Source organism: Pseudomonas sp. UBA3149 (assembly GCF_002364655.1).
Taxonomy (GTDB): domain Bacteria; phylum Pseudomonadota; class Gammaproteobacteria; order Pseudomonadales; family Pseudomonadaceae; genus Chryseomonas; species Chryseomonas luteola.
Genome location: NZ_DEYV01000015.1, coordinates 44,174 through 69,229 on the forward strand (window position 1 = coordinate 44,174; position 25,056 = coordinate 69,229).

18 protein-coding genes, 1 tRNA gene and 1 pseudogene are annotated in these 25,056 nt (G+C 53.9%); 10 read left to right on the forward strand and 10 right to left on the reverse strand.

Annotated features, from left to right (window positions below):
• Positions 1-112: 112 nt before the first annotated feature.
• A complete protein-coding gene (gene yghX / locus B3729_RS12090; protein ID WP_286788022.1) occupies positions 113-1,000 on the reverse strand; it encodes a YghX family hydrolase in 888 nt (295 codons plus the stop codon).
• A gap of 1,090 nt (positions 1,001-2,090) precedes the next feature.
• Here yghX and B3729_RS12095 point away from each other — a divergent pair.
• A complete protein-coding gene (locus B3729_RS12095) occupies positions 2,091-3,767 on the forward strand; it encodes a Na+/H+ antiporter (RefSeq protein ID WP_167517186.1) in 1,677 nt (558 codons plus the stop codon).
• A gap of 52 nt (positions 3,768-3,819) precedes the next feature.
• On the opposite strand, the gene B3729_RS12100 is transcribed toward B3729_RS12095, so the two are convergent.
• A complete protein-coding gene (locus B3729_RS12100) occupies positions 3,820-6,387 on the reverse strand; it encodes an HWE histidine kinase domain-containing protein (protein WP_286788023.1) in 2,568 nt (855 codons plus the stop codon).
• A 565-nt stretch (positions 6,388-6,952) separates the two neighbouring features.
• Here B3729_RS12100 and B3729_RS12105 point away from each other — a divergent pair.
• Positions 6,953-9,658 (forward strand): bifunctional diguanylate cyclase/phosphodiesterase, encoded by a 2,706-nt coding sequence (locus B3729_RS12105; protein ID WP_286788024.1) that lies wholly within the window; start codon positions 6,953-6,955, stop codon positions 9,656-9,658.
• 33 nt (positions 9,659-9,691) lie between these two features.
• On the opposite strand, the gene fahA is transcribed toward B3729_RS12105, so the two are convergent.
• From fahA to maiA, 4 genes are all read right to left on the reverse strand, one after another.
• Positions 9,692-10,996, reverse strand: coding sequence for a fumarylacetoacetase (gene fahA / locus B3729_RS12110; RefSeq protein ID WP_286788025.1), 1,305 nt, complete (start codon positions 10,994-10,996; stop codon positions 9,692-9,694).
• The gene (gene hmgA / locus B3729_RS12115) at positions 10,993-12,303 is read right to left on the reverse strand and encodes a homogentisate 1,2-dioxygenase (RefSeq protein ID WP_286788026.1); all 1,311 of its coding nucleotides are present in this window, start codon (positions 12,301-12,303) and stop codon (positions 10,993-10,995) included. The genes fahA and hmgA overlap by 4 nt, the downstream gene beginning before the upstream one ends.
• A gap of 61 nt (positions 12,304-12,364) precedes the next feature.
• Positions 12,365-13,441 carry a 4-hydroxyphenylpyruvate dioxygenase gene (gene hppD / locus B3729_RS12120; protein WP_010798721.1) on the reverse strand — a complete coding sequence of 359 codons (1,077 nt, stop codon included), beginning with the start codon at positions 13,439-13,441 and terminating at the stop codon, positions 12,365-12,367.
• Between the two features lie 129 nt (positions 13,442-13,570).
• Positions 13,571-14,203: a maleylacetoacetate isomerase gene (maiA, locus tag B3729_RS12125; RefSeq protein ID WP_122044012.1), complete on the reverse strand. Its 633-nt coding sequence runs from the start codon at positions 14,201-14,203 to the stop codon at positions 13,571-13,573.
• Between the two features lie 229 nt (positions 14,204-14,432).
• On the opposite strand from maiA, the gene B3729_RS12130 reads away from it, so the two are divergent.
• From B3729_RS12130 to B3729_RS12150, 6 genes and pseudogenes are all read left to right on the forward strand, one after another.
• Positions 14,433-15,218, forward strand: coding sequence for an IclR family transcriptional regulator (locus B3729_RS12130; RefSeq protein WP_150346323.1), 786 nt, complete (start codon positions 14,433-14,435; stop codon positions 15,216-15,218).
• A 208-nt stretch (positions 15,219-15,426) separates the two neighbouring features.
• A tRNA-Arg gene (locus B3729_RS12135) sits at positions 15,427-15,503 on the forward strand.
• A gap of 1,000 nt (positions 15,504-16,503) precedes the next feature.
• Entirely contained in the window at positions 16,504-17,661 is a 1,158-nt protein-coding gene (locus B3729_RS12140; RefSeq protein ID WP_286788027.1) for a hypothetical protein, read from the forward strand.
• A gap of 256 nt (positions 17,662-17,917) precedes the next feature.
• Positions 17,918-18,679, forward strand: a pseudogene (locus B3729_RS24795) (MCP four helix bundle domain-containing protein); the annotation flags it as partial.
• A gap of 141 nt (positions 18,680-18,820) precedes the next feature.
• A complete protein-coding gene (locus tag B3729_RS24800; RefSeq protein WP_409438660.1) occupies positions 18,821-19,534 on the forward strand; it encodes a methyl-accepting chemotaxis protein in 714 nt (237 codons plus the stop codon).
• A 104-nt stretch (positions 19,535-19,638) separates the two neighbouring features.
• Positions 19,639-19,938, forward strand: coding sequence for a hypothetical protein (locus B3729_RS12150; RefSeq protein ID WP_150346324.1), 300 nt, complete (start codon positions 19,639-19,641; stop codon positions 19,936-19,938).
• A gap of 50 nt (positions 19,939-19,988) precedes the next feature.
• On the opposite strand, the gene map is transcribed toward B3729_RS12150, so the two are convergent.
• On the reverse strand, positions 19,989-20,780 hold the full coding sequence (gene map / locus B3729_RS12155) for a type I methionyl aminopeptidase (protein WP_286788028.1): 792 nt from the start codon (positions 20,778-20,780) through the stop codon (positions 19,989-19,991).
• Complete coding sequence (locus B3729_RS12160; RefSeq protein ID WP_010798714.1) at positions 20,777-21,043, reverse strand: ParD-like family protein; 267 nt, start codon at positions 21,041-21,043, stop codon at positions 20,777-20,779. The genes map and B3729_RS12160 overlap by 4 nt, the downstream gene beginning before the upstream one ends.
• Before the next feature lie 210 nt (positions 21,044-21,253).
• On the opposite strand from B3729_RS12160, the gene B3729_RS12165 reads away from it, so the two are divergent.
• Positions 21,254-22,036 carry a sulfite exporter TauE/SafE family protein gene (locus B3729_RS12165; protein WP_010798713.1) on the forward strand — a complete coding sequence of 261 codons (783 nt, stop codon included), beginning with the start codon at positions 21,254-21,256 and terminating at the stop codon, positions 22,034-22,036.
• A 147-nt stretch (positions 22,037-22,183) separates the two neighbouring features.
• Here B3729_RS12165 and bcsR read toward each other — a convergent pair whose 3' ends face one another.
• Positions 22,184-22,411 (reverse strand): BcsR/BcsP family cellulose biosynthesis protein, encoded by a 228-nt coding sequence (bcsR, locus tag B3729_RS12170; protein WP_286788029.1) that lies wholly within the window; start codon positions 22,409-22,411, stop codon positions 22,184-22,186.
• A 530-nt stretch (positions 22,412-22,941) separates the two neighbouring features.
• Between bcsR and B3729_RS12175 the strand changes: the two genes are divergently transcribed.
• Positions 22,942-23,214, forward strand: coding sequence for a hypothetical protein (locus B3729_RS12175; protein WP_286788030.1), 273 nt, complete (start codon positions 22,942-22,944; stop codon positions 23,212-23,214).
• Positions 23,215-23,425: 211 nt separating this feature from the next.
• Here the strand turns inward: B3729_RS12175 and B3729_RS12180 are convergent, their stop codons facing one another.
• On the reverse strand, positions 23,426-24,844 hold the full coding sequence (locus B3729_RS12180) for a short-chain fatty acid transporter (protein ID WP_125889091.1): 1,419 nt from the start codon (positions 24,842-24,844) through the stop codon (positions 23,426-23,428).
• Between the last annotated feature and the right edge of the window lie 212 nt (positions 24,845-25,056).

A 25,056-nucleotide genomic window follows, 5' to 3' on the forward strand; every position in this document is an offset into this window, starting at 1 on the left:
CGTACAGGCACAGACAAGCCATCCGTGACCTGATTCTGGTTAAGGTGGCTTGCAGTGCTCTAACCTGTGATTGAGATGGTGCCTTACAAAAGCTATTTCAATAGCTCTTTACTCAGGCCAGATAACGGCGGAACCAGCCCAGTGTTCGCTCCCAGGCCAGCGCTGCGGCGGCCTCGTCATAGCGTGGCGTCGAATCATTATGAAAACCATGGTTCGTGCCGGGATAGATATAGGCTTCATAGGTTTTGCCAGCGGCCTTCAAAGCGCTCTCATAGGCAGGCCAACCTTCATTGATGCGCTCATCTCGCTCGGCATAATGAATGAGTAACGGTGCCTTGATGCGAGGGACATCTTCAGCTCTGGGTTGCCGCCCATAAAACGGTACGGCTGCCCCGAGCTCGGGATAGGCGACGGCTGCCGCGTTGGCTACGCCTCCGCCATAGCAGAAACCGGTGATTCCTACCTTGCCAGTTGTGAGCTCATGCCCCATGAGCCATTCGACGGCAGCAAAAAAGTCGTTCATCAGCTTTTCAGGATTAACGGTTTGCTGAAGCTCGCGCCCCTTGTCGTCATTTCCCGGGTAGCCGCCTACGGAACTCAAGCCATCAGGGGCCAGCGCCACGAATCCCGCCTTTGCCAGGCGTCGCGCAACGTCCTCGATGTAGGGATTGAGCCCACGGTTTTCATGAGCGACGACAATGCCCGCAACTTTTCCCTTGGTCTGCGCAGGTCGCACGAGATAGCCACGGACATGTCCATGCCCTTTAGGCGAGGGGTAGGAAATGTATTCAGGGATGATTTCAGGATCGGTAAATTCGACTTGCTGCGCCAGAGCGTAATCTGGACTCAAGGCAGCAAGGAGTGTCGTGGCGGCTAATCCGCCTACGGCGAATTTACCTGCACGGTCGAGAAATTCTCGACGATTGATTCGCCCATGCACGTAATAGTCATACAGCTCAAGCAGTTCGGGCGCGAAATCTTTTGCGGTAAGACGAGCCATGCATGTTCTCCTTGTTGAGTGCAGGCGGGGATAGATCAGGGCTAATGGACAGCGGACTATAGTTACAGGACTACTTTAGAGTACTTATCGGAAAATCGCTCGGGCAGTAACTCAACCATGTGCTTAGCCCAGATGGATGTGAAAAAAGGTACCTGTTGTCACGCCGTTTGCTCGGCTGGGGAAATGATTGTCGTCTTGCTGCAAGAGCGACCTGAGCTGAGGTAATCGGCAATCGATTACTGGATGACTTCTCTCAGAAAGTCATTTACGGCGCTCAGTATGGCAGCCACGACAAGTTGAACTGGACATGCGCAGAAAGCTACACAGATGCTCATCAACGGTCAGCTCATAGAAAGGCAGACTGCAGCGCTTGATCCGATGCATGACCGGCTCGCTCGTTTAGAGCGTGGCGTTTTGCCTCGACGCAGAATGGACGGCGAACGAGCGTGATAGTTCGGTCAACTGCCAATGGATGACTGGAAAAGAGGAATGCACCACGTTTCAAGACACAACAGGGACTCATAACAGTCAGGGTCGCCAGGAAAATGTTCGTAGCACTGGCCTTTTACGACTAGACATCGCTATCGCTGTAAGGTGGTAAGAGCCTATGGCTGACAACAAGAATAGCTTGCCAATATAAGTGGCTGTTTAGGGTCACTCTTCTTGGTAGTGGCTAACGTTATCAAGTTGATCCAGTCGTAAGAAAACCAATCGGCTAATAAGGAGACTGCCATGAAAAGCTTTTCTACCAAACGGCATGGAGGGCTGATTGCTTCTGTCGATTTCCCAGTCCTTTCAGAAACATTTTTACACATATTGGCGATTCAAGGCTGTATCCGAATTCCTCATGCTTTCAGGTCGACTCGGGGAAAGAAGGTGATGACGGGGTGCGCCGCTGTATAGCGCCTGATCGCGATTATGTTACCGGTGCCAACGCTCACCTCACCTACGCTGAAAAGGCCTCAGAAGCTAAATCAACATCATCGTCCGAGGGACATCGGAAGACACGCCTGAGGGTGTCGGCAACGTTTATTCCATAGCGCTAAAGCGCTTTATGGTTCTTCATTGACAGGGATTTTTCTAAAGATTCATGGATACGGTTTATCTTGTTTTAATGCTTTTACTTGTCGCCTCGGCTACTGGGGTGGCGGCTCGCTTTCTACCATCACTGCCCACACCGCTTGTACAGATTGCTTTTGGCGCGCTACTGGCCTGGCCTGCCAGCGGGCTGCATGTGGAGCTTCAGCCTGAGCTGTTCATGCTCCTATTCATTGCCCCGCTTCTATTTGCCGATGCGCGACGGTTCCCGCAGCGCGAATTCATGCTACTTCGTGGGCCTATTCTGGCATTAGCGCTGGGCCTTGTACTGGTAACCGTGATTGGTGTGGGATATGTGGTTCACTGGTTATTCCCCGGTTTGCCTTTGCCTGTCTGCTTTGCACTGACAGCGATTCTTTCACCTACGGATGCCGTCGCGGTATCGGCTATTTCCGGTCGTCTTCCTGTACCACCGCGGCTGATGCACATTCTTGAGGGCGAGTCGCTCATGAATGATGCGTCCGGTCTTGTGGCATTCAAGTTCGCGGTAGCCGCAGCCCTGACCGGTGCGTTCTCTCTGGCACAGGCAACAGTAGGGTTTCTGCTGATTTCCCTGGGTGGGCTACTGGTGGGCGCCTTGCTGGCGCTGGCCTTTAATGTGGTGCGGACCCGTCTGATCGAGCGGCACCTTGGCGAAGCTTCGACGATTCAGATCGTGCTGCTGCTCCTGCTGCTACCCTTTGCGGCGTTTCTGCTGGCGGAGCATTTTCATCTGTCCGGTATTCTCTCCGCTGTGGCAGCGGGTATGGTCATCAACCGGCTTGACCTCAAACGCCAGGATCAGACCACGTCCCGTATCCAGACGCGCAGCGTCTGGGAAATGCTGGAGTTTGTGCTTAACGCATTGGTCTTTCTGCTGCTCGGTTTCCAATTGCCCGAAATCATTGGCGGCGCGCTTAACGCAACGACCAGTGCAGGCACTACGCTGCCGTTTATTGAGTTGCTGGCTTTCGTCGCGCTGATTTCGATTGCGCTTCTAGGGATGCGGTTTCTCTGGATATTTGGTGCCGTACATGTGCCTCGGCTGTTGCGTCGCAAGCCAGCTCGGTCTGTCTCCGTTCGCGTCATGTTGGCCGGGACATTGGCAGGTATTCGAGGCACCATTACCTTGGCGGCTGCCTTGTCGCTGCCAGAGATGCTGAATGACGGTACGCCGTTTCCGGCCCGTGAGCTGCTGATCTTCTTGGCGACCGGCGTCATTCTGTTCACCTTGATTACCGGAAGCGTAGGTCTTCCTCTGGTGTTGCGCGGGCTGGATCTGCCTGAAGACAGCCGCGAATATGAAGAGGAGCGCCATGCGCGTATTCGTGGGGCCGAGGCGGCAATCCGGCACATTGAAAACTATCACCAAGAAAAAGCGAAGGTACTGGCGGACCACCAAGGGGATGAAGAGATTATCGTCGCGTTCAACGAGATCACCCTCCATCTGATGGACTACTACCACAAGCGCATGGAGATCAATAACCACGAGCTGCCGACCCCGCTTCTCGAAGCGCGACGCGATCTTGAGCGGGAAACGCGTCTGCAGGCGCTCAAGGCGGAGCGCACTGAATACTACAAGCTGCGTAGCCGTCACCATATCAATGACAGTACGCTACAAAAGCTGGTAAGGGAGGTGGATCTGATCGAAACCGCTTTGACTGCAAGCGCAACCAGGCAGCATCACTAAATGATGTAAGCAGGCTTCGTAACGTTGGGGCCTGCTTACGCAGCGCTGGTCATTACAAGCGATCAAGCTCTTGGGTGATATCAAACCGATTGATCGCATGGGTAAGCGACCCGGCGCTGTAAGGCTTGGAAATGAGCGGGATATCCTTGAAGCGATCAGGAATCACCGTGTTTTCGCCATAGCCTGTTGCGAAAATGAAAGGATGTTTGGCATCAGCCAGCTCCTCTGCAATAGCCAGACTGGTCTCCCCCGACAGATTCACATCCAGTACGACTACGTCGAAATGAGTAAAGCCCAAGGCGCGGCGTGCTTCGTTGACCGTTCCGGCAATCTCCACATCAGCGCCAGCTTCCTGGAGCATTGCCTGTGCATCCAGCGCGATCATCATGCTGTCCTCTACCAGCAACAGTTTTTTCTCTGCCAACGATTGCGCCGTGACCAGCGTAGGCGCCGTTTTCAGCTCAGTAACATTCCCCACACTCACATGGCGTGCCGGGATCAAAAAACTGCCCTGGACACCTTCGATTCGGTATTCGATCCGGGCCTCACCTTGCAGCTCGAAGGGAATGGTCCGCTCGATAACGACCGATCCAAATCCTCGGCGGGAAGGCGCGCTTACTATCGGCCCTCCGCTTTCACACCACTCGATCCGAAGGTCCTGATCACTTACCAGGAACCAGGACACCAGCAGATGCCCGGTCGGGCGGCTCAAGGCGCCATACTTGACCGCATTGGTCATCATTTCATGGAAGACCAGTGCTAGCGTCTGATAGGCCCGTGCATCCAGGATGACCGAGGGACCGGAAAACATCACACGATCCTGCGCACCGTAAGCCCAGGCTTGGGCTTCGGCTTCCAGCAAGTGAAGCAATGGCGCCGAGGCCCAACCGACCTGATTCATCTGGTCATGCGCCTGAGCGAGGGCGTTGATGCGATGCTCAAGATCTGCAGTAAAGTCTTTGACGGATGTGGTCTGCTGACCACTCTGACGGACCACTGCCCGAATCAGGCTGAGAATATTCTTGACCCGATGGTTGAGCTCGGCAATAAGCAGCGATTGGCTTTCCTGGGCCACCTGCCGCTCCTGCGCAATCAATTCGGCACGCCGAAGGATCACTTCCAAAAGCGAGATGCGCAAGGTCTCGGCAATCTGTTTTTCATCGGAGCGCCAGGGTAGTGACTGCCCCCCAACTGTTTGTTTCCAAGCCTCAAAACTCTTGCGTGGGCTGATGCGCTCGCCCGGCGTAACCGGTTTGTCTGGATTGCCTCCCCAGGTGATGGTCTGCACGAATTCACGACGGAAAAACAGCAAATAGTCTCGGGGGGAGCGAGAGAAGGGTATCGCCAGTACCCCGCTGACGGCCTGTGCATAAGCCCGTGCGGGAGGAAAAAGTTTGCTTAGTTCGTGGGTGGCGAGTACCGCATTGGAACTGCCCATACTCAGAAACTGAATCAGCGGCTCTACCATCTCAGGTGGAGGCGTGATACCAAAGCCAGTGAAACGGCTGTCCGACCATACCCCGATGCCGTCACAGGGGATGATGTCATTCAAGTTTCCGGCATAGGCGGCCAGATTATCGAATAAGGTCTCACGGGGTGACATGCTGGCGATCAGCCGGTCATGCGCCTCATGCGCGCTGCTGACCAGGCGCAGCTCATCCTGATGCTCCCTCGCTTCCAGCTGAAGCGACAGCACCTGCCCAAACAGTTCCGCGGCAGCGCTCATGGGACCGCTCAAGCGATAAGGCTCGCTATGGTGGCAGGCAATCAAGCCCCATAGCTCTTCCCCCCGCATAATGGAAACGGTCATCGTGGCTCGCACGTTCATGTTGTGCAGATACTCGATGTGTACGGGCGAGACGCTACGCAAGGTAGCAAGGCTGAGGTCCAGGGGCAGGCCATCCGGCCCGAAGCCTGGTACCAATGGAACAGGTACATAAGCTGTATCGGTAATTACACGTAGCCATTGACGCTTGTAGAGCGCTCGGGCCTGAGCCGGAATATCCGAGGCGGGATAATGCAGCCCGAGAAAAGCATCCATGCCGGGCCTTACCGCCTCGGCAATGACCTGGCCGGAGTTGTCGTGTAAAAACTTGTAGATCATGACCCGGTCGTAGCCGGTGAATGCCCTGATCTGCTGAGCCGCCTGTTTCAGGAAGCGGTCAAGGGTCGGAGCGCGCTTGAGCCGCCCGATCAGGCCTTTGACGAGCGTGACAGGGTCAGCCGCCGCGGTGTTATCCAGGCTTGGCGTGCCCTCGATGATGGCTATCCCGCCCGAGACGTGAACGGCCATATCGTAAAATACGTCGCTGTTGTCCAGCGACATGCGGTTAAGGCGCTCTGCCGTGCCGGACAGCATCGTCGTCTGCAGGAGGTTACGTAGCGAGTGAACGGCTTCCAAAGGCAGTACCTGCTCAAGATCAAGCCCAAGCAGATAATCGGGTGAGTATCCTTTGAGGTAGTCAGCCGTGTTGGCTGAAGCCTGAATGATTTTCCAATCCGGCAGGCTGCATCCCAAAAGAAATCCATGTGGCTGAATAGAACCAGGAACATGGATAGGTTCCCGCTCACAGACGCTTAAATCCACGCCCTCGGATACGGGCTGGTACGACTCACTCACAGACGAGAGCCTCCTAGAACAAACGTTTAATTTGACACGTTGCACGTGAAAAACACGTAAAGAAAGATCAGTGGTTAGGAGAACGGGATAAGGCGCTGCGTGAGTGAGCAAGTTCCTTAGAGCCGCTTTGATGAGCATAACAGTGAGCCAGTCTGAACGCAGTACGATCAGACCGCTGGTCGAGCCGTATCTTTATAGAGCACCGTACGGAGCCAATCGGTGCATTCTTATTCTAGCCTACGTCTGTCCAGCGCTTATTGCACCTATCAATACGTGAACTTTATCGCACTTTACTATTATTGCGATAATTAAAATAAAGTGGTTGCAATCTGTCGCCTGTGTTGGACTTAAGGCATGAGTTCACGGTCATAACCCCCTGTATGGATAGAAGCCGGACGTTTACGGACGAATGGCATAAAGCTATCGCGGGGGCGGTCGATAACCTGACGCAATCCTATCTTCTATTTGTACCGCCAAGTGGTGACTTCGCTAGCAATACCTCCGGCTCAATGCGCCGCTGTTGCTGCTAACTACGAGCTTGCCGTCTGATGAGAGTAATTGGCTCATGAGTGATTTATACACCAGCGACTTGATGGCCGAGGCTGAGCGAATCGCCGTTCTCAAAGCGCTTGGAATACTCGATACCGAGGCCGAAGCTGTATTCGATCAGGTGACGCAGCTGCTCTCTGATGCGCTTGATCTGCCCATTACGCTTGTTTCGCTGGTAGATGCGGAGCGGCTATGGTTCAAATCCAAACTAGGCGTTTCCATTAACGAAATGCCTCGCGAGAGGGCCTTTTGCTCCTATGCCATCCAGCGACGCGGCCCGCTCGTTGTAAACAATGCGCTGGAAGATCCTCGCTTTTCCCACAATCCCCTGGTCATCGGAGAGCCTTATATTCGGTTCTATGCAGGCGTTCCGGTCAACAGTATCGACGGTCATCCACTGGGTACGCTCTGCGCGATTGATACCTATCCGCGAGTCTTGACGGACCAGCAGCTGGAGACCCTTGAGGCTCTGGCCGGAGTCATCAGTCGAGAAATTCAGCGGCGTGAAACGGCTGTTCAGACCTGGCAGCAACTACAGCAGTCCACTGCCCAGCTCAAGGCCAGCGAGGCCAGGTTTCGCACAATCTTCGAGCGGGCAGGCGTGGGGATCTCGCTATTGACGCCGACAGGGCAGTGGCTCGATATCAACGAGACGTTTTGCGCCATGCTGGGATTTCAACGTGATGAAGTGCTGAGCATGAATTTTGCCGAGCTCAGTCATGCTGATGACATGGCTCAAGACCTTGAGCTGCTGAATCAGTTGCGTAACGGAGAGATCGACCGGTACGAAATCGAGAAGCGTTACCGGCACAAGAACGGAGAGCACCGTTGGGTACGGTTGACGTGTACCCGGCATGTCAATGATCAGGGTGAGCTGGATTATTACGTCCGTGTTGGACAGGATATTCAAGCCCGCAAAGAGGCTGAGTTGTCACTGGCGGCACTGCACCATGATCTGGAGCAGCGTATCAATGTTCGAACCCAGGATCTGCAGCAGGCCAATGAGCGACTGACCGAAACACTCGAACAGAAGGAGCAGTCCGAGCAGGCCCTTCGCAAGCGTGAAGCCGAGCTGAGTGCAGTGCTTGAGAATAGCAGTGATGCCTATGTCAGCATGAACGAAGCCGGCCGTATCGTAGACTGGAACCGCAAGGCGGAGGCACTGTTCGGCTGGAGCCGTGAGGATGCCGTCGGGCAGCCGGTAGACCGGCTCATCATGACCTCATCCATCGGTGATCACTACCAGGCCGGTCTTAGCCGTTATCTTTCGGGGGAAATGGACCTGGGCGAGGGGGCTGCACTTGAAATCATGGTGCACCACCGTAACGGCGCACGTATCCCTGTAGAGCTCAAGGTGACAGCTGTTGATGCTCTAGACCATAAGCTTTACAGCGCTTTTCTGCATGACATCTCTGAACGCCGAGCCGAGCAGGAGCGCCGGGAACGCGAAGCGCTGGAGGACAGCCTGACGGGGCTACCAAACCGGCGTGCCCTGTACAAACGATTAAAAAGTCAGCTTGGCGCCAAGCCTACGCTGGCCAATCCCCTCTTACTGCTCTGCATGGACCTTGATAATTTCAAGCCGGTAAACGACACGCTGGGTCATGCGGCCGGTGATCGGGTCCTTATGGAAATCGCGCATCGATTAAAGAGCAGTCTGGGACGTGAGACATTCGTTGCGCGCATGGGAGGAGACGAGTTCGTTATTCTCCTGCGAGGAGTGACCGGACGCTCCGCTATCGAGCAGCTCTGTGAAAGAATTCTGGCCGCTATTATCGAGCCCGTGCAGATTGGTGATCAGGAAGTCATCATTGGCAGCAGTATCGGTATCGTGTGTGCGCCACAGGATGGTCAGCGGACCGATGAACTGCTCAGGCTTGGCGATATCGCCCTGTATGAAGCCAAGGCTGCCGGCCGGAACACCTGGCAATTCTATTCCGAGGAGATGAATACCCGTATTTTGGCCCGGCGCCAAATAGAAAGTGATCTGAAGCTGGCCTTGCAACGGGACGAGTTGCGCCTGGAGTTCCAGCCCCGCTTCGACACAGCGCAAAAACGAATGTTAGGGGCAGAGGCTCTGGTGCGCTGGGAACATCCCATTCGGGGCTACCTGGGGCCTTACCACTTCATTACCGTTGCGGAGGAGACTGGCCTGATTGTCTCCTTGAGTGACTGGGTGATGCGCAAAGCCTGCCTTGAGGCGTTACAGTGGGCGCCGGATACATTTGTCTCGGTGAATCTTTCACCCCTGGAGTTCAAGCGCAGTGATGTAGTTGCCCGGATCATGGCTGTTCTGAAGGAAACAGGGCTGCCGCCTCATCAGCTTGAGCTGGAAATCACCGAAGGCGTCGTCTTGGATAACGCCAATTCGGCGCGCGAAGTCATGCACCGGCTTAAGGCCCTGGGCGTTCGTTTGGCCATGGACGACTTTGGAACCGGCTATTCATCGCTGAGCTATCTGCATACCTATCCTTTCGATGGAATCAAGATCGACCGCAGCTTTATCGCCGGGTTGGATACCTCCTCCAATGGGGAGGCGGTCATCGAGGCCATTATCGGATTGGGTCGTGCATTGTCATTGACTGTCACGGCGGAAGGGGTGGAAACCCAACGGCAGATGGACGTATTGGCCCGGTTGAAGTGTAACCAGGCGCAGGGTTACTACCTTGCTCGTCCGATGCGAATCGAGGCGCTGAAGGCACTGATGGATTCTCTGCTTTAGGAAAAGAAGGGCACCGTATAGTGCCCTTTGGTCTCAGCGTGCCGGTTGAATGATACCGGAGCACTCGCCAAATCCGATCGAGGCATAACCTTCACGGTGACAGCGGGCTCGCAGGATAACCTCGTCACCATCCTCCAGGAACGTGCGGGTTTCACCGTTGGGTAGCGTTAGCGGCTGCTTGCCTCCTACGGTTGTTTCCAGCAGGCTTCCATAGCTGTCCGGTTGTTCCCCTGAAAGCGTACCGGAACCGAAAAGATCCCCCGGCTGCAAGCTACATCCATTCACGGTATGGTGAGTAACAAGCTGCGATAGAGTCCAGTACATGTTCAGGCTATTGCTCAAGGCCACGCGTTGAGCCGGCAGATTCTGCTCACGCATGGCTGCCGTGCGCAGTAATACTTCCAGCTCAATGTTCAGCGCGCCCGTTTCCTGGTCGGTTGGATCAAGCAAATAGGAGAGCGGCTGAGGATCACCAGCCGGCCGGGGCGGTTGCGCGCAGCGGAACGGCTCCAGGGCTTCGGTGGTAACCACCCAAGGGGAAACCGTCGTAGCAAAACTTTTGGACAGGAACGGACCCAGCGGTTGGTATTCCCACGCCTGGATATCACGAGCCGACCAGTCATTGAGCAGGCATAGCCCGGCAATATGCTTCTTGGCATTGCCAATTGAGATGGCCTCGCCCCGAGCATTGCCTCGGCCTATCCAGACGCCGAGTTCCAACTCGTAGTCCAAGCGTTTGCAGGGACCGAACACCGGCTCGCTCTGCCCTGGTGGAAGTGTTTGTCCTTTCGGCCTTATGACCGGCGCTCCGGATACGTCAATGGTGGATGCCCGCCCGTGATAGCCGATGGGAACATATTTGTAATTGGGGAGCAGTGGATTGTCCGGACGAAACAGTTTACCCACGTTCGTGGCGTGATGGATTCCTACATAAAAATCGGTGTAGTCACCGACCTTGGCTGGCATATGCAACTGGCAGCTCTTCATTGGGCGCAATAACGTATCGCCCAGCGCGTGCATGCGCGTGCGGTGCAGGCTCGATTCGTCCAGTAATGCCAGTAGCTCTTCGCGTAAAGCACGGCGCTCGGTTGCATCCAACGCGAAAAAGGCGTTTAGCGTGGTACCTGCTGCGTATTCGGCGGCACACTGCGCCGCGCTGCTGAACAGACCCGCCTCGCAGGCAACACGCATGTCCAGAATATAGTCCCCAATCGCGACACCGCCCCTGGGCGTCTCGCCAGGAGGGCTGAACACGCCGTGGGGCAGATTCTGCAAGGAAAAATCGATATGGCTGTTGGCAGAGGCTACCCAACTCAGACGTGGATTTTCGGTTCTCATAGAGGGTCCTCCCGGTGAAACGTCTTGCCCAACCCTGACCAGCACGCGTCATAGTCAGCCTGTAAGGTTGCGGTTTCCAGAGCATGGCGGGTGGGTCTTAATACCGGCCCGGTCTCAAACATGAAGGCCATGGTGTTATCGATTTTGTGTGGTTTCAGCTCGGCGTTAATCGCCTGGTTCGTCGATACATGATCCGGCCCATGAGCACTCATGCAGCTGTGCAAGGAGGCTCCGCCCGGTGAGAAGCCGTCGGCCTTTGCATCATAGGCACCCTGGATAAGTCCCATGAATTCATTCATCAGGTTGCGATGGAACCAAGGTGGCCGGAAGGTGTTTTCGGCCACCATCCAGCGTGGCGGGAAAATCACGAAATCGATATTTGCCATTCCGTGAGTGCTGCTCGGTGAGGTCAGGACTGTAAAAATGGACGGATCGGGGTGATCAAAACTGACGGTACCGATGGTATTGAAGCGGCGTAGATCATACTTGTAGGGTACGTTGTTGCCGTGCCAGGCCACAACGTCCAGAGGTGAGTGATCCAGCGTGGTCGACCATAGTTCGCCCAGGTATTTCTGTACCAGTTCGGTTGCCTCATCACGCTCTTCGTAAGAGGCCACTGGAGCCATAAAATCGCGTGGATTGGCCAGACCATTACTGCCAATGGGTCCCAGATCCGGCAGACGAAGCGCCTGCCCATGGTTTTCACAGACATACCCGCTGGCCACGCCATCGAGCAGTTCGACGCGAAAGCGCATGCCCCGAGGTATAACCGCAATCTCCAGCGGTCCGATCTGTAGAATGCCCAGCTCGGTTGCCAGACGCAGTCGCCCGGCCTGGGGAACCACCAACCACTCGCCATCGGCATTGAAGAAGACTCGAGACATTGAGCTGTTGGCTGCATAGCGGTAGACGCTTACGCCCGTAGTCTGCACCGCATCGTGAGTAGCCGTCAGGCATTCCAGCCCGTCGATGAAATCGGTCTGGATCTGCGGCTGCGCGATTGGATTCCAGCGCAGGCGATTGGGTGTTACTTCACCGAGGCCGCCATGCGCCAGCTGCCGGTCAAGGCGCTTGTATTTTGAATGGTTAGCCGACGGGCGAATCCGGTAGAGCCAGGTACGCCGGGCTTCCGTGCGCGGAACGGTAAAGGCAGTTCCTGATAACAGTTCGGTATAAAGACCGTACGGGACCTTTTGAGGTGAGTTCTGCCCAACCGGCAGTGCGCCTGGAAGCGCTTCGCTGGCAAATTCGTTTCCAAAGCCGGACTGATAGGGAAGGGTATCCAGGCCCTGTGCATGTACATTCATGGCTTGATTCTCATTCTGGGCATGTCCGACAGAGCAGCCGGCGTACCGGCCGCCCGTGACCTTACTCGGTGGCTAGCACGCCACGGCGGATCTGGTCGCGCTCGATCGATTCGAACAGTGCCTTGAAGTTGCCCTCGCCAAAACCACTGTCACCCTTGCGCTGGATAAATTCGAAGAACACCGGACCCAGCAGGGTCTCGGAGAAGATCTGCAGCAGCAGGCGACGCTCACCCCCTTCGGAAGTGCCATCCAGCAGGATGCCCCGTGAGCGAAGCTCTCCAGTTGGCTCGCCATGGTTGGGCACGCGGCCTTCAAGCATCTCGTAGTAGGTCTCTGGTGGTGCTGTCATGAAGCGGGTGCCGCAGGCCTTTAGCGCATCCCAGGTCTTGATGAGATCATCGGTAAGAAAGGCAACATGCTGGATACCTTCGCCGTTGAACTGCATGAGAAACTCCTCGATCTGACCCGCCCCCTTGGAAGACTCTTCGTTCAGCGGAATCCGTACCATGCCGTCTGGCGCAGTCATGGCCTTGGAGGTCAGACCGGTGTATTCACCCTTGATGTCGAAGTAACGAATCTCGCGGAAGTTGAACAGCTTCTCGTAGAAGTCTGCCCAATAGGCCATACGGCCCCGATACACGTTATGGGTCAGGTGGTCGATGATCTTTAAACCAGCCCCGACCGGCTTGCGATCAACACCGTCGAGGAAAACGAAGTCGATGTCATAGATTGAACTGCCCTCCTCGAAACGATCGATCAGGTACAGCGGTGCGCCACCGATGCCCTTGATGGCTGGCAAGCGAAGCTCCATCGGACCGGTAGGAATGTCTACGGCTTGAGCGCCGATTTCCAGTGCCTTGTAGTAAGCCTGGTGAGCATCACGCACACGAAAGGCCATACCGCACACGGAAGGGCCATGTTCAGCAGCAAAATAGGCCGCATGGCTCTTGGGTTCACGGTTGACAATGGCATTGATATCACCCTGACGATACAGCGCAACGTCCTTGGAACGGTGGTTGGCTACGTGGGTAAAACCAATACTTTCCAGTACAGGCTCGATGACGTTAGGGGTCGGGGAGGCGAATTCAATGAACTCGAAACCCATGAGGCCCATGGGGTTTTCAAATAGATCGGCCATGACAGGCTCCTGCATAAACAAACGGATTAGGTAAGGAAAATCAGTACCCAGACCATGGCGGCGCGCAGGAGAGGCCACGGGTGCTGCGAGCCAAGTGGTCGCCCATCAGAAGCTTGAAGCCAAAGGATTTCATAGCGGTCGATCCGCCTGAGCGTCGGGGTGAGCCTGCTGGAACGCCGGATGTTCTAACGCCAGGCGTTCAATCCGGGCAATTCGAGGCAACGATTCCAGCGACACGTTGAAACGGTGCGCAGCATAAAGCTGTGGCAGCAGATATACATCGGCAAGGCCTACTTCACCAAAGCAGAAGCCTTCATCGCCTATCAACGCCTCTACAGCGCTAAGTCCCTCACTGATCCAATGCGCAATCCAGGCGGATACGTCTGCCTCGGCAATGTTCAACTGGCGCAGGCGGTTCAGTACCGACACGTTATGCAGGGGATGGATATCGCAGCCAATAATGGCCGCTACGCTCCGATGTCGGGCGCGTGCGAGTATGTCTTCTGGCAGCAGAGGCGTTTCGGGGTAGCGCTCTTCCAGGTATTCCAGGATAGCGGGCGATTGAGGAATCAGTATGTCTTCATCCGTGCGCAGCAGCGGGACACGACCTTGTGGATTGAGCGCAAGGTAGTCCGATCGCCGATGTTCACCGCCATCCTTGATGAGGTTTACCGGTATCGCCTCGTAAGGCAGCCCCTTGAGCGCCAGGGCAATGCGCACGCGATAGGACGAAGTAGAACGGTAATAGGTAAAGAGATCCATGACTTACACCGCTTTTATTAGCGACTCTCGTGAGTCTTTTATAATGCGTAAATCAGTTACGTTTAGTGGAATGTGCGCCAAGAGCTTGTGGCTTGTCAAGCCAGCCAGACATTCATGATTAAAGGGTTGCCTTGTACATCAAGGATTCTGTAAGCGTTGCTTGCTTGTAAATTGAATCCTGAAGGCGGTCACGCTATAACACCGCCTCCCCACAGTAGCGGTTGTAGACATGGCAAGCGAATCGAAGGCTCCTGAGTCGTCCCGACGCCAAAAGGTTCAGTCGGCTGAGGTCGGTACCGATATTCTCAAGGGGCTGGCTGATCTGGCGCCAGCGACGTCGTTATCCAAGCTTGCAGAGCATCTTGAAATGCCCGCCAGCAAGGTACACCGCTACTTGCAGGCACTGATTGCCAGTGGGTTTGCCGAGCAGGACGAGGCCACCAATCATTATGGTCTCGGCCCGGCGGCGTTGTATGTTGGCATGGCAGCCCTGGGGCGTCTGGATGTCGTGAAAGTGAGTGTTCCAAGGCTGGCCACACTGCGTGATGCAGTCAATGAAACATGCTTTCTAGCGGTGTGGGGCAACCACGGTCCGGCAGTGGTGCATGTGGAGCAGGCCGTCCGTGCAGTAACGCTGGTAACGCAGGTGGGCTCCGTACTTCCATTGCTGAGTTCTTCTACGGGGCTGGTCTTTAATGCGTTCCTGCCGGATAGCGAAACGGCTCCGTTAAGAAAGCAGGCGCTACGTCAGGCGGGCGCACCCACTCAAAAAGTGCTGGCTGACACTATGGCGTCTATCCGTGCTCATCGACTGCACTCGATTCATGGCCTGCTCATGGAGGGAGTCAATGCGCTTTCGGCACCGGTGTTTGCCGCGGGGAATCGGCTTGTAGGTGTATTGACCATCGTAGGGGCGGCACAAAGCTTTTCTGCCGAGCCCGGTAGTTTGGCTGCACAACGGTTGCTTGAAACCGCCGAGGCGATCAGCCAACGAATGGGCGGATCCTTCGCCTAAATACAGCAGGTAAACGTTAGAAGAACGTTGGCCAGCAGCGTGGAGCCTGGCGCGTCACAGCCGCTTATCAGGTTTGGTTTGCTGGAGAAGAAAGGGGCAATGGGCTTATGCATATGCCTCTTTTGTAGGTGCTATTTTCTATCTAGCTGATTTTATTGAAAAAATAGCTTTACAACTTCAGGAATATCCCTATACTGGCACCCACAGCGCGCTCGTAGCTCAGCTGGATAGAGTACTCGGCTACGAACCGAGCGGTCAGAGGTTCGAATCCTCTCGAGCGCGCCATCTCCTAAAAGGGCTTGTAGAAATACAAGCCCTTTTTTCATGCCTGCAAGAAAGGCTTTCGCTTGAGTTGAATTCCCTACTGCCTGCTTGCTCGTGAATCGACTTGCGCTCAAGGTAAAATTCATGGGTTGCTCATATAATTACAGTTCTCTACTTCATCAATCTTGGAAAAGCCTGACTTAATAAAAACGTCCGCTCATTTAATAAAGGACAATGCGATTTATACATGCCTTGTGCATTGAATTCATTATTACTTATAACTCAATTGTTAATTGAAGGGTATTAAGCACCTGTTAGATACTGGGTTCAGAGCGGCTAAAGATGACTGGATTATCACCCGGGATGACCGTGTTTGATTGTTTTAGTCTATTGATGAAATGACATGTTAATGCCTAAGCATAACTGATAGCTGTTGTTGTTAGTTAATAAAGTTAACGCCACTGCTGCTCTGAATTATCGTTATTTTTAGCCGATTGGCCAGTTTAGCGCTGACATTAGAAATAAGTATGTTGGATAATATGGGTTCATTTGAGTGATGCTCTTGCATCCCTTGGTGCAGCAGGAGCCATATGGCTAACTCCTGTGCTTAAAGCCAGGTTTTATCAGGTTTCTACGCTGCAGCAAGGAGCCCGTCAGCGGGCAGACCTGAGCTCATTATTCCAACAGCTGGCGATGAGTTGAATAACGTACGTCTGGATAAAATATGAAGACGGTATTAATTCCTTTTTGAAGGAATATAGATAAAGAATTAATATTATGGCAACTAGCTATATTCAAGCCGCCTTTGTGCAACAGTAAGGCAAATAAAAAAGATTGCTAAAGTGCTAAGTAAATCCTTTCGTCGGGCTGTATGGTAATAGAATTACCGACAGCTACGCTTGTACTACCAGTATTCACTGGAAAGCTAAAGAGCAAACGGAAAGCTTGTTGTTTCGTTTGGTCGCCGACCTCTCTATAAAGAGGGGTTGATCTAACTGGGCATGCTTATAAGGAATTCGATATGCGTCGTTTCAACATGCTTGCGGCCATTTCCATGGCCTTTATCTCTGCCTCTGCTGTTGCTCAAATGCATGTATCGGAAATTAACCAGGCTGGTGATGGCAATACGGCAGAGCTGGTTCAAATCGGTACGTCCCACCAGGCGCAGCAAACTCAGTTGGGTAACAACAGCTATCAGCGTATCGAACAGGATGGGACCGGCCATTCCGCCACGGTCTATCAGGACGAAACCACCGATGAGGCTCATGCAACCGTTTTGCAGAGCGGCGATAATCAGACGGCTCAGATTTATCAACGAGGCGATACGTACATTACCCTCAACCAGTCAGGCAGTTCCAATCAGTTTACTTTTGATGGCTCAGCGGTATATGGCGGTTATGTAGAAAGTACCCAAGAAGGTACAGGCAACGTGCACACGATTGTTCGCTCCGGTGATTATTGGGCTGCGATCTATACTACTTCCATAGGTAACGCCAACACTATTACAGTTGACCAAGATACCGGCGGTCTCGCTAGAGGATTCTCGGCAACCCAGACAGGTGACAATAACGCTGTTACCGCAACGCAGCGTGATACGGAGTCCATAGCCAATATCCAACAGCTGGGAAATGGCAACAGTGCAGTACTCGAGCAGTATGGTACTAGTCCGAAAGATCTTGGAGTGGGGGCTGTATTAACAACCTTGACTCAAGAGGGAGATGGCAATACGGCCAATGTTATCCAAACACTTAATGCGTATGCAGATCTTAACCAAACGGGTAACAACAACGCGGTCAACGTAGACCAGAGCGGGCTAGCCAGCATGTCGTTTGGATCTGCTGCGGCCAGGCTTACAACTAATCAACTCGGCGATAATAATATTCTGAATGTAGACCAGTCTGCTCGCAGTGGAGACAACCAAATCACTGCTACACAAGATGGCAATGGAAACACCATGGATCTGGTGCAGGCCGGCGTTGAGAATAGCTCCCTGGATGTATCGCAGATAGGCGATGACAACTACATGAGCCTCACACAACGCCAGACCATCAATGACAACTTCCAGCTAACCCAGCAAGGGTCAGGCCTGTCTGTTACGTTGGAGCGCACCGGGCAGGGTAATCAGGCAACCTTGATGCAGACCGGGTTGAGCAATACAGCTACGTTGACCCAACACTGATCAGGAAGGGTTCAAGCATTTGCTCTCTGCCAGCATTGCTGGGTTGAAAGGCCTGGCAGTGCTGGCCTGTAGGCTTTCTTTATTATAGGCAGGCCGACGACAGTCAAGCAGGGGGATGGGCTGTCATTAAGCTATCATGATCGGCTGATATAAGCGGGGCAGTCTTTATTGCCATGGTTGTCGTCGTTCCGTGAACATGCCATTAAGTGTCCTGCGCTTTTTCAAGTCTTCTGCATCCCTTCCACTTCTGCGCCGTATGGGCATCAGGAATCGCCTGATTGTCTGCTTTGGGGTTACGGCCGCGCTGTTCGTAGGGTTGGGCAGCTTCTGTCTTATACAGATGCACGAGATTCGCCAGCAGGGCGAGATGATCGAAAGCGGAGCGCTTGCCAACATTGCACTGGCAGATGCCATTGCAATTGATCTGGGCAAACTACGCACAGAATCCCAGCGATTTCTGACTAGTACAGAAGATCCATCGGTATTGATCAATGGGAAGATTGCTGTCGAGCAGCTAACGGGACAACTTGAGCAGAACTTCCAACTCTATTCGCAGCAGCAGGCTTCGGATGCTACCCAGCGCGACTCAATCAGGGCGCTTCAGGACGCCTACCAGGTTTTTCTTTCGGGTCTGCGAGATGAGATGGGGCTGATTGAACAGGGCAGGGCCCAGGATGCGCATAGGCTTTCTGATACGACCTTGAGCATGCAGGGCGATCTGATGGATATGCAGGTGCAGTTGTTGAGAGAGCTGAACAAGCAAGGTGCTGCCCAATCCATCACCTCGACACAGGCGCACTATCAACAGACGCGCTTGATTGCCTTTGCTACCATTGGGACAGTATTGGTACTCATGATGATCTTGGCCTGGCGGCTGAGTGTCAGCATACTGGTGCCCTTGCGACAGGCTGTGGCGATCACCGAGATCATTGCTGAGGGAGATCTGAGTCAGTCTATTCAGTCGCAAGGTAAAGACGAGGCGGCTCGGCTGTTACAGGCACTGGCGCGCATGCAGAGTAACCTACACGAAACGTTGTCACATATCGAGTCAGCGTCTTCACAGCTTACTACTGCCGCGCATGAGATGAGTGCTGTCATGGAAAGCAGCGCTTGTCATCTGCAACAGCAAAACCATGAGGTAAGCCAGGCCGTTGAGGCTATGGCGCAAATGAGCCAGGCTGTAGAAGAGGTTGCGCTTAGCGCTGCCAATACCTCACAGAATTCGCTTGCCTCCAGCGAGGCCGCCATATTGGGCAAACGCGAGCTTACCGACACCATTGCCTCCATCAAGCAATTGGCAGGCAGTGTATTAGGGGCTTCCGAGCAGGCGGCCGGGCTGGCTGAAAAGACGCAGAGCGTTACCCGAATACTGGATGTCATTCGATCTGTTTCGGAACAGACCAACCTGCTTGCCTTGAACGCGGCCATTGAGGCTGCACGCGCCGGTGAGCAGGGCAGAGGCTTTGCTGTGGTAGCCGATGAGGTGCGTGCCCTGGCACTACGTACGCGAGCCTCCACTAATGAAATCGAGGCGTTGGTCCATGACGTGAATCAAGGTACTCAACAGAACGTTGCCAGTCTTCAATCCTCTGCAGAGCACGCCTGTCATACCTTGCAGCAGGCGGAAGCGACTGACCGGGCACTGCTCGAGATTACGACTGCCAGCGAGGCTATTCGTGAGCAGAATAGAACCATTGCAGCAGGCGCTAATGAGCAGGTTCAGATTGCGCATATTGTCGATAGCGCCCTGGCCAGTATTCGAACGTTGTCTACCCAGACGGCGACAGGTGCAATGCAAACCAGTCGCTCCAGTATAGAGTTGCTTGCATTGGCCTCGGAGCTTAACCGGACGGTCCAGCGGTTTCGTCTGTAAGGAAATTAGTTAGCTAATCAATAAATTGTTACGGTTAGGAAGAAACTCAACGAGTAATCGGTATTCCAAGCGGATGACGTTTTAGCTGATAAGTTGAGTTATCCATGTTGAAGTATCTATCCGTTGCCGTAATGACTGCCCTTCTACTTCCCTTGGCGGGCTGTGACAAACCTTCCGAGCAGAAGGCGCAGGACGCTGCCCAGCATACGCAGAATGCCCAGGAACATCAGGAAAAAGCGGCAGCAGCTGAGAATCCTACCGAGCGACAGACACATACCAACGCTGCGCAGGAGCAAAAGCAGGAAGCGGTTGAAGATCAGCAGAAGGCAGATGCGGCGTTGTCTAATGAGTCAGCGGTAGGCTCGACACATCCAGACGAAGCAACCCGTACCCAGGCACAATAATCATCCTGGCAGGGCGCCCATCGCAGCCCTGCCGACCGTGTCATCGTCGATTAAACGATGGGGGTATAACCGCTGGGGCTATCTGGCCATGGCGTTAGCACTTCAAACCCGCTCTCTGTCACGACGACCATATGCTCCCATTGTGCCGAGAGCGAACGATCCTTGGTAATGACCGTCCAGCCATCACCGAGTGTTTTGGTCTGATGCTTGCCGGCATTGAGCATAGGCTCGATGGTAAACATCATTCCTGTGCGCAGCTTCATCCCTTCGCCACGGTTGCCAAAGTGCAGCACCTGAGGCTCGTCGTGATAAACCTTACCGATCCCGTGCCCGCAGTATTCACGAACGACACTAAAGCCGTCACGGTGCGCGACGGTCTGGATCGCATGACCGATGTCTCCCAGCGTTGCGCCGGGCTTGACCTCACGAATACCTGCACACATGGCTTCGTAAGTCGTTTCCACTAGGCGGCGTGCCTGAGTAGAGGGCTCCCCTACAAAGTACATGCGACTGGTATCGCCGTACCAGCCATCCTTGATGACCGCTACATCGATATTGACGATATCGCCATTCTTCAGCGTCTCAGAAGAAGGAATACCGTGGCAGATCACATGATTGACTGAAGTGCAGACCGTTTTCGGAAATCCGTGATAACCAATATTGGCCGGAACGGCCTTTTGTACATTGACGATGTAGTCATGACACAAGCGGTCTAGTTCTTCGGTCGTTACGCCAGGTTTCACGTGCTCGGCAATCATCGCTAGCACATCGGCTGCCAGCTTGCCTGCCTTGCGCGCCATGGCAATTTCTTCAGGTGTCTTTATCGAAACCGCTTTTCTCATCGTCCGGCTCCCGCCTGTTTGATTGTTGCTTGGACGTGTGGGGCATCTTCCATCGCGCTCAGGCAGTTCAGGTCAAAACCGCCTTGTTGCTCCAGACTGATCAGCAGCTTGCAGATATCCCGATGGTTCAGCTCAGGATAGAGTTCCGCCAGCATGCCTACTCGTAGCCAGTGCTCCGCCTGAGCATTGATGGAGCGGCAAAGTGCATTACTGGCGATACGCAGGTTTTCATGCATACCTTCCGAGACTTTGACAATACCCATCCACTCACCCTATATGAAATGTATATGATCCATATACTAACGTGTATGACTGCGTAGGAAAATGGACGTTCCATGGTATTAATGGAGGATGGCTGTGCCTTTTTTAAATTAAATGGTTATAAGCAAGATCATATTTATATAAGCGAGCTCTTTATAAGTCGTTATGCTGCGTGCCGGTTTTTGCAGAACATGTGTCTTTAGGAAGTGATGATGGATTTCGGCGCTGGAGGTTTTGTTGTCGCAGGCTTGGTGGTCGGCTTTATTGTTGGGATGACAGGCGTAGGCGGTGGTTCCCTGATGACTCCTATCCTATTGTGGTTTGGCATCAATCCGGCCGCTGCCGTAGGAACTGATCTGCTGTATGCCGCGGTGACAAAGGCAGGCGGTGTCTGGGTGCATCAGCGCAACAAGAATATCGACTGGTCTGTGACAGGCTGGCTGGCGCTGGGAAGTCTGCCGGCCGCTGCATTAACACTGTGGTTGTTGAGTCGCTTGCACTCCGATCCGCAGGCACTAAATGCGATCATCAAGCATGGTTTGGGTATTGTTCTGTTCATGACAGCCTTTGCCATTCTTTTCAAGAAACAGCTGTTTGCCTTTGTAGGCCGGCATGCCAATGACAGCTTTCACTTGAGCCCGAAAAAGCTCAATACGCTGACATTTATCACTGGTGTTGTGCTTGGCGCCATGGTGACGCTGACGTCCATTGGCGCAGGCGCTTTAGGTACCGTGGCGCTGTTCATGCTGTATCCCTTCCTGGCTACTCGACGCCTGGTGGGTACAGAAATCGCACATGCCGTACCTTTGACGCTGATTGCAGGACTGGGCCATGCCAGCATGGGCAACATGGATTGGCCTATTCTAGGCTATCTGCTGATGGGCTCACTGCCAGGCATCTTTATGGGCAGTCACCTTTCCGGTCGAATTCCTGATGGAATATTGCGTCCGTGCCTTGCCGTTATGCTGATGGTGATCGGGTACAAACTGCTCTGACCTCTCCTTGTGAGTGGTCTGAGGGCTTCAGGCCACTCACTTGCTAACGCCTTCCGAATAAAAATAAATAACCAGAAGAGAGCTATTTCTGCCGATGTATCCGCTGTACTGCTCTTTTCTATGCCATGCGGATCCGCTTCAGCCTTATCAGAGATAGGCTGGAAGCGGATTGATGATCGTCTCGTAACCGACCAGCGACGGCTGAAGGGTTTCCATCAACAATGGCCAATGTGCCATCGCTGACTGAAAGTTTTGGACAGCCTGGATTTCAAGATACTGCAACCCTTGCAAATCAAAGCATTTGGCCAGATTAGTGACGTCCTCACGGGTATCCAATGTATGGATGGAAGCGTCGAGTACTTGAAGAGCCTTCATCGTGGTTTCCAGGCTGACAGATTATTTGACGCAACGGTCATTACACCGTTGCCTGCAGCAACCGGCGTGCCAGATCATCAGTGCCAGAGCGCCATCAAGCCAAACGCTGACAGAAGGCATAGTCCGCTAATGGCCATCAGCAGCAGGTCCACAGGATCCCATTCACTCATGCTAGTGGTCGTCGTTGGGACGTAAGTAGCTGGATGAAACGTTCAGGACGGAAGCGATCAGATTATTCATCCTTATGCCGTCTAAGCTCGGTGTGAATCGCAACCCCTGTAGCCACAAGGCCTATTATGGCCAGGCAGGCAATAGGACGGCCCGGCGTTAACACCTGGGTTGTACAAAGGGTGGTGAGGTTAGTAAAGAAGTCCATATCCAGCATCCTGCTTTTTGCTTTCTGAAAGGCGAAGAGAAAGCCATTCCTATTCCGGCATGGTGAGTAACAGTAACCTCACGCGTGACCAGACTCATTCCGTATCGGTTATGGGTAGGTTCATGCTGCGCAACGACCGCGCCTGAGCCCCCCTATGATTGATGTCGTGATGATATCAATGGCGGCAGCAAAGCTCAAAGGCTCAAAAGTCGCATGGGCTTTGGGGCAAGCGTTTACGAATGTGTCATGCAAGCGCCAGACGGGCAGAGGCGTTATGACAAGCTCAATTCCTGGGAGGCTTTTTGCTCAGGAAGGCTTCTCGAAGAATAAACACAGAAACGATGATGAGACCGTATCCTTCGAACTGGAGCATCGTGTCATTGGGCTTGTAAAGCAGACACGTTACACCCACTGCCGTGAAGAATAGGCCGAGGCAGTACAACAACCTTATTTACCTCTAAAAGACATGCTGGAGCCAGAGCTGGGCCTACTTGAAGATAGCGCTCTTGAGCGTAAGGGGGGCTAGCCACAAAATGAGAAGTGGCTAGCAAACTTGATATCAATATGACATTGGTGGACTTAATCTGTACAGCTGTCTCGTCTGTTCAAACGACCGTTCATCATCTGTGGTGGATTCATCAAGGCATAACTGGTGGCAGATACGTCAGGGTGGCCCCCAATGCCCATAAAAGAATCAGCACCAACGGAATATGCGCCAGCATCTGCATGAAGGTAAAACCGATAAGGTCGCGTGCCTTGAGCCCCAGAACGCCTAGTAAAGGCAGCATATAAAAGGGGTTTATCAAATTGGGTAGCGCTTCAGCTGCGTTGTAGATCTGGACTGCCCAGCCCAGGTGGTAGTGCAAGTCATTGGCAACCTGCATGACGTAAGGCGCCTCGATGATCCATTTACCCCCGCCTGAAGGAATAAAGAAACCCAAGATAGCTGAATAGACGCCCATCAGGACGGCAAATGTATCGTGTGAGGCCAGTTGAACGAAAAAGGCGGAAATATGGTGGGCAAGCGTCTGACCATCACTTCCTGTCGCCTTTGTCATGATCGCAGCAATGGAGCCATAGAGGGGAAACTGGATCAGGACACCAGTAGTGGTCGGCACAGCACGCGCCACTGCATCGAGAAAATGACGAGGACGCCAATGCAGAAGCGCACCAAGCGTCAGAAATAACAGGTTGTAGGTGTTAAGCCCTGAAATAGCCTCAATGGCAGGCTTGGAAGCAAACTCCTGCCAAAGCCACCCCAGCGCTAGCAGCACAATGATAATGGTTAGAAGCGGGCTATGCTCCAGCCATTCGCCTGGGCGTGTTCGCACTAGCCGAGCCGGTGTTTCCAGTACGGGGTCGACTCCACACTCACGCGCAGTACGAGCAGTCAATTCTCCAGGCGCGGTAGCATATGCAATGATCAGCGACAGCACGATCAGCGCAAGCAACATGACGCCTGACTGCCAGAGGAAAATGGTTTCCGTAAAGGGGATGACACCGGTAATCGCCAGAACAGACGGGGGCAGGCTTCCCGGATTTGCCTGCAACTGGGCCGCTGAGGACGACAGACCCAAGGCCCATACGGCGCCCAGCCCGAGATAGGCCGCTGCACCTGCGGCCCGGTAATCCATTTTCAAATCGGCACGTCGGGCAAGGGCTCTTACCAGGAGCCCTCCAAAGACCAGGCTGAGCCCCCAGTTGAGCAGAGAAGCCAGCATTGAAATGAGCGCTACCCAGCAGACAGCCGACCGACCATTGCGTGGGATGCGAGCCAGCCAGTCGATCAGACGGGCCGCAGGCGCTGAGCTGGCCACAACGTAGCCGCCGATCACTACAAACGCCATTTGCATGGTGAAGGGAATCAGGCTCCAGAATCCGTCGCCAAATGCCTTGGCTGTTCCTGAGGCCGGTGTACCGAGCAGTGTGGCGGCAAGCGCCACCACCACCACAGCGACAGCGGCAAAGACCCAGGAGTCAGGGAACCAGCGCTCAGCCCAATGCGCACAACGTAACGCCAGACGAGCAGAAAATCGCTCTTCAATATGAACGGACATGTAATCTCCTTATAGCTTTTGTTATTGATTACCCGTGTAGCGCATGGCCATTTGCCTGACCGCGCCCAGGACGTATAGAGGGTAGCGCTTACCGGCGTGTTTTACTTGGCGGTTTTTCACCGTGGACGGACGGCCACTTCAAAAGGCTGCTATCGTTGCCGAATAGACTGACCTTGCCGCCGCTTCGTTTGTTTAGAATTGTTGTTTGTTGC